The 4678-nt window shown below is 61.8% G+C and carries 5 protein-coding genes, 1 tRNA gene and 2 pseudogenes; 1 reads left to right on the top strand and 7 read right to left on the bottom strand.

Features of this window, described 5'->3' with window-relative positions:
- The 5 genes and pseudogenes from RMO18_RS17745 to RMO18_RS17725 form a co-directional block, all read right to left on the bottom strand.
- A pseudogene (locus tag RMO18_RS17745) lies at positions 1 to 371 on the bottom strand (transposase); the annotation flags it as partial.
- Between the two features lie 224 nt (positions 372 to 595).
- Positions 596 to 1135, bottom strand: a complete 540-nt coding sequence (locus RMO18_RS17740) for a GNAT family N-acetyltransferase (RefSeq protein WP_309667702.1) — start codon at positions 1133 to 1135, stop codon at positions 596 to 598.
- A gap of 190 nt (positions 1136 to 1325) precedes the next feature.
- Positions 1326 to 1595: a 50S ribosomal protein L27 gene (rpmA, locus tag RMO18_RS17735; RefSeq protein WP_309667701.1), complete on the bottom strand. Its 270-nt coding sequence runs from the start codon at positions 1593 to 1595 to the stop codon at positions 1326 to 1328.
- 84 nt (positions 1596 to 1679) lie between these two features.
- Positions 1680 to 2060: pseudogene (gene rplU, locus RMO18_RS17730) on the bottom strand (50S ribosomal protein L21); the annotation flags it as partial.
- 188 nt (positions 2061 to 2248) lie between these two features.
- Positions 2249 to 3121, bottom strand: coding sequence for a DUF2059 domain-containing protein (locus RMO18_RS17725; RefSeq protein ID WP_309667700.1), 873 nt, complete (start codon positions 3119 to 3121; stop codon positions 2249 to 2251).
- Positions 3122 to 3312: 191 nt separating this feature from the next.
- Here RMO18_RS17725 and RMO18_RS17720 point away from each other — a divergent pair.
- Positions 3313 to 3402 (top strand) — tRNA-Ser (locus RMO18_RS17720).
- Between the two features lie 98 nt (positions 3403 to 3500).
- On the opposite strand, the gene RMO18_RS17715 is transcribed toward RMO18_RS17720, so the two are convergent.
- The gene (locus tag RMO18_RS17715; RefSeq protein WP_309667698.1) at positions 3501 to 3944 is read right to left on the bottom strand and encodes a hypothetical protein; all 444 of its coding nucleotides are present in this window, start codon (positions 3942 to 3944) and stop codon (positions 3501 to 3503) included.
- Positions 3941 to 4570 (bottom strand): type ISP restriction/modification enzyme, encoded by a 630-nt coding sequence (locus RMO18_RS17710; RefSeq protein WP_309667704.1) that lies wholly within the window; start codon positions 4568 to 4570, stop codon positions 3941 to 3943. The genes RMO18_RS17715 and RMO18_RS17710 overlap by 4 nt, the downstream gene beginning before the upstream one ends.
- Between the last annotated feature and the right edge of the window lie 108 nt (positions 4571 to 4678).

The raw sequence follows: 4678 nt of genomic DNA, 5'->3' as shown, positions 1-4678 counted from the left end.
TGGCGATCTTCTGATCGGCGGGAAGCTGGGCCAACAGTTCGGGCAGCATGGGCGCGTCGCCTATGTCGCTGCTGGTGACCTCGACCGCCCCGATCTCCAGCGTTTCCTCATCAATCCCAAGGTGGATCTTGCGCCAGACGCGGCGCTTGGCACCGCCATGCTTGCGCGTTCGGCGGGAAAACAGTCCCCCGGACTGTTTTCTGATCCGCCTCACCACTGTAGACGGGCTGTCGCCCACGCTGGCCGGTCGGCTTCGCCGCCCACGCCATGTCAGGATCGAACCAGATCGTCAGCGAACCGCGGCGCTTGCGCGCCTTGTTGTAGGCGGGCCGGTTCAGGGTCTTGTCGGTCGGTGTGCTCGGTCTGCTCATAAACCACAGCTACCTCGCCGGATTCACGGGATTTGTGCAACAGAGCCGGTTGGAGTTGAAGTTAACTCGTAAAGTCTGCCTAGGCAGCTATTCAAGATCAACGAACGACGCACCGCGAATGACGGTTTCCACCCGTCATCTCGTAATCCGCGCAGACTCAGTGGAAACCAAGCAGGTGCAGCGAACGACCGCTAAGTCTGCAGACCGGACGTTCGACCCCGCCCCTACCCCAGCTTTTTCACGTACGTCCAGGTCGGCACGCAGGTGTTGCGCGCGACGGAAAAGCTTTCAGCGTCGCCCAGATACTGGAAGCCAGCATTGGTCAGCACGCGGGCGGACTGCGGGTTGTCCTGAAAGGCTTCGGCGAACATCGTCTTGTCGCTTTGCGGATTGGCCGCGACCAGCGCCTGCACCGCTTCGGACGCGATGCCAAGGTTCCAGAACGCCGGGGCCACCCAGAACGCCACTTCGGATTGCGCGCGGTCCATCTTTTTCAGGGAGATCACGCCCAGCACTTCGGCAAGGCCCGAACGGCTGCCATCCATCACCCAGATATCTTCGTCCGTCCCGGTCGCCATGGCGCGGGTCACAAAGGCATCTGCGGCGCCCGGCGGCAAGGGGTGCGGGATGCCTTGGGTCGCCTCGGCCACGCGCCGGTCGCCCGCATACATGGCGAACAGGCCGACATCGGACCGGCGCACAGCCCTGAGCGTGAACCGCTCGGTGGCGATTTCGACCGGACCCGCAATTTTTTCAAGCATCATGGCTCCCCTCCTTTGAAAGCACATGTGGTGATCCGCAGCTAATCTGCCAACCGCCCCTTTGTTAGGCTCTTTCACGGTGCAATCGTGGCACCGTGAAAAAGTGTCTTGCAGCTGGCCCCCCGCACGCATGGAAAAGGGGATCGGCCCTGCGGCCGATCCCCCATCTACATCCGAAGTGTAAAGGTTCGGCTTACTCGGCTGCCTCCGCGACCGGGAGGACGGAGATGAAAGTGCGACCCTTCATGCCCTTCTTGAAGGTCACCCGGCCCTCGACCTTGGCAAACAGCGTGTGGTCCACGCCCATGCCAACGCCTTCACCGGGGAACCATGTCGTGCCACGCTGGCGCACGATGATGTTGCCGGGGGTCGCAGCCTGGCCGCCGAACAGCTTGACGCCAAGACGGCGACCGGCGCTGTCGCGACCGTTGCGGGATGAACCGCCTGCTTTCTTGTGTGCCATTTGCCGTTACTCCTTGGCTGCCGCGGCCTTGGGCGCGCGCTTTGGTTTTTCCGCTGCAACCGGCGCGGCTGCTTTGGTACCCGGGGCTTCATGCGCGGCGACGCGTGCACCGGCGGTGCCGGTTGCTGCGCGAACGCCCGACTTGTCGGCGCCGGTTGCCAGCACGTCGGTCACCCGGACCAGCGTCAGATGCTGACGGTGGCCTTTGGTGCGCTGGCTGGAATGCTTCCGGCGGCGCTTGACGAAGTGGATGACCTTTTCGCCCTTGATCTGGTCGATCACCTCGGCCTGCACGGCGGCACCCTTCACGAAGGGCACGCCGACAGTGACCGTGTCACCGCCAACCATCAGAACATCGTTGAACTGGATCTTGTCGCCAGCCACCGCCGCAAGCTTTTCAACGCGCAGAACATCACCCGCCTGCACTTTGTATTGCTTGCCGCCGGTCTTGAGAACCGCAAACATGTCTCGTACCTTCTTGCTTCGCGTCCTGTGGCCCCCGGCTGGGAGTTCGTGGGCTTTCCCGAAGGATCGGCCCGCCTCGGACAGCGCGCCCTCGCGGGCGTCATGAATTAAAGTCCCGGCGGGATTCGCACCTCGCCGGGATGCGCGCTTATGCTGCGTTGCGGGCGGGCTGTCAAGCAGCCGCAGGGTCAGATATCGGAGCCCTGCATGGCACGGCCTGCCGCCCGGCCAAGATCGTAGGACACCTGTTTGAACACCGCGTCAAAGGCAGTGAACAGCGCTGCATTCAACCTGCGGCCCGAGACCGATTCCGAGAACTTGATATAGCCCTCCAGGTCGGCATCGCTCAGCGGCTCATAGGCCAACAGCAGAAACGGGTAGAGCCAGGTCGTCGTGTCGGCACGGATCTGTTCCTCTTGCCCCCAGACATCACTCATCATCTGGTCCTGATCAACCTCTTCGCCATAGATGCCTGCGTGCGCCATACCTTGCAGGAAGGCGAGGTTGCCGCTCAGCGCGCCGGCCACGTTCATCTCGATCAGATCGCCGGCCTCGGCCAACCGCGTCACCAGACCCACCCGCGGATCGCGCGCGGCCCGCATCTTGTCGGCGGTGACCTGCGCCGCCTCTTCCACAGCTGTGTCCAACAGGGCGCGCCGGGCCTCGATTTCCAGTTTCAGAATGCGCTGACCCCGGTCAGACCCAAAGAAAGCGACCATGTCGGCCACCGCTGCGGGATCGGACGACAGTTCTGCGACCAGCGCCGCATCGAACCGAGCGCGCAAGGTCGGGGTATCATAGATCGCTTCAACCGTCGCGATCCATCCCGGCCCACCGCCGCCGGGGAACATGTCTTCTTCAAGCGCCTTGCCGTAGGACTTTCCTTCTTCGTGCAACACGTCGAACAACGGCCCGATGTTCAGGGTTTCCGACAATGCAAGCACGGCGGCCTCGCCCTGCATGGCTTCCATGGGCGCGACCTTGGTTTCAGCCCAAGCGATCGGCGCGGTCACGCTGCCTAGGGCAATGAAGCTGGCGGCAACAAAGGTGCGGAGGCGCATCGAGGTGATCCTTTTGCGGTGCAGCCAGAGAGGTAACGCCTTCGCCCCCGTTTGCCAAGCATTGCGGATGTTGGGTGGCGTGACTGCGCTGGAACGCAGCGCGGCAGGCCGTGAATTTATCGATGAACGGGGTTGCATTACCGGTTCTCGCCCGCTACATCCCGCCCTCACAAGACGACCGCCTTAAGCGCGGAGAGGTGGCAGAGTGGTCGAATGCGGCGGTCTCGAAAACCGTTGTCGGTTTGCGCCGACCCAGGGTTCGAATCCCTGTCTCTCCGCCAATCATCATTGATTTCATTGGATAAAATGGCAGTTTATCGCCTCTACCCCACAAACGACTCCACATAGAAAAAGCGCTTGAAGGACAGAATGCCGTCCTTCATTGCGCGCAGAGTTGGGCGTCATCCAGCGTGCGGGCAATGAAAAGGCAGTTCTGAGTGTCGGCCTGCGCGTTCTGCAACTCTTGTGCCTCTTGGCGCAAAGCATCGTATTCAGACTGCAGATCGTCGAAGGCATCGCTTAGCTTGGCCCCGGCCAGACGCAGCGTTTCGTAATCCTGGACAAGGGTATTGTAGTCCCGCACGGCCTTGTCATGCGCTTCGACGCATTCATCGACGTTCGATTTGCAGGTGAAGCCTTTGTAGTCGCACTGATAGGCGTCGAAACAGGCGGCGTTTGCGTCCACGCACATCCCGCTACTTGAACAAACCGTGTCACCCCAGTCGAGGCAGGCGGCGTCCTGACCGATCCGGCAGGTGAAGCTTTGCCCGAACATGGGGCCGGTGGTCACGGCTAGGGCAAGGATGATCAGTGCGGGTTTCATGCGGCCTCCAGCGTCATCGTGATCATCTTCATGATCCGGTCCGTCTCGGCCAGGATTTTCAGGATGTTGCGGTAGTGTTTCACGTCATCCAGGGTCAGCGCCCGGCCCTTGCGGTCTTTAAGCCATTTCTGGGCGGGTTGGTAGCCGCCGATGTAGAAGGTCCAGCTGACTGCAGGGGCGGCGTCGAAGTATTGGGTGGCGTTGATCCAGATTTTGTTTCCGTCGGGGCCGTCCTCAAACCGGAGCTTGTCCACCACGGCGTTGCCTTCGCCCTTGAAGGGGTAAGGGGTGGGGCCGATGGTGGCGGGGTCCATCAGATGCAGCTTGCGCAGCTGGGTGCCTTTGGTCGAGACGTCCCAAAATTCATCGGGGGTGACCGGCCAGGGGATGCGGGGGAAGTCGATCTTGAGGAACTCGGCATAGGTGGCGCGGTAGGCCGGGCAGTGCAGGACGCCGTAGATGTAGTCGAAGACCGCCACCTCATCCGGGGTGCCATGGGTAGGGTGTTTTGCAAGGGCCTGCAGGCGGGCGTAGAGCTTGGGGTCAAAGTTGATGCGGCGGGATTGGTCGAGGTCTTGTTCGGAGGGGTAGAAGGGCGTTGTTGCACAACTCTGTCCGCAAAGGATTCACAACGTGAATCCATGCGGTTAGACAGGCGGCATGAGCAAACCAACAGCCGCCCGCTACCGCACCACGAACTGGTCCCGCTACAGCCCTCACTGAAGAAGCGTGGT

This window comes from Tabrizicola sp. (assembly GCF_031377265.1).
In the GTDB taxonomy this organism is placed as follows: domain Bacteria; phylum Pseudomonadota; class Alphaproteobacteria; order Rhodobacterales; family Rhodobacteraceae; genus JAUYQR01.
This window is presented reverse-complemented; position numbering and strand designations above follow the sequence as displayed.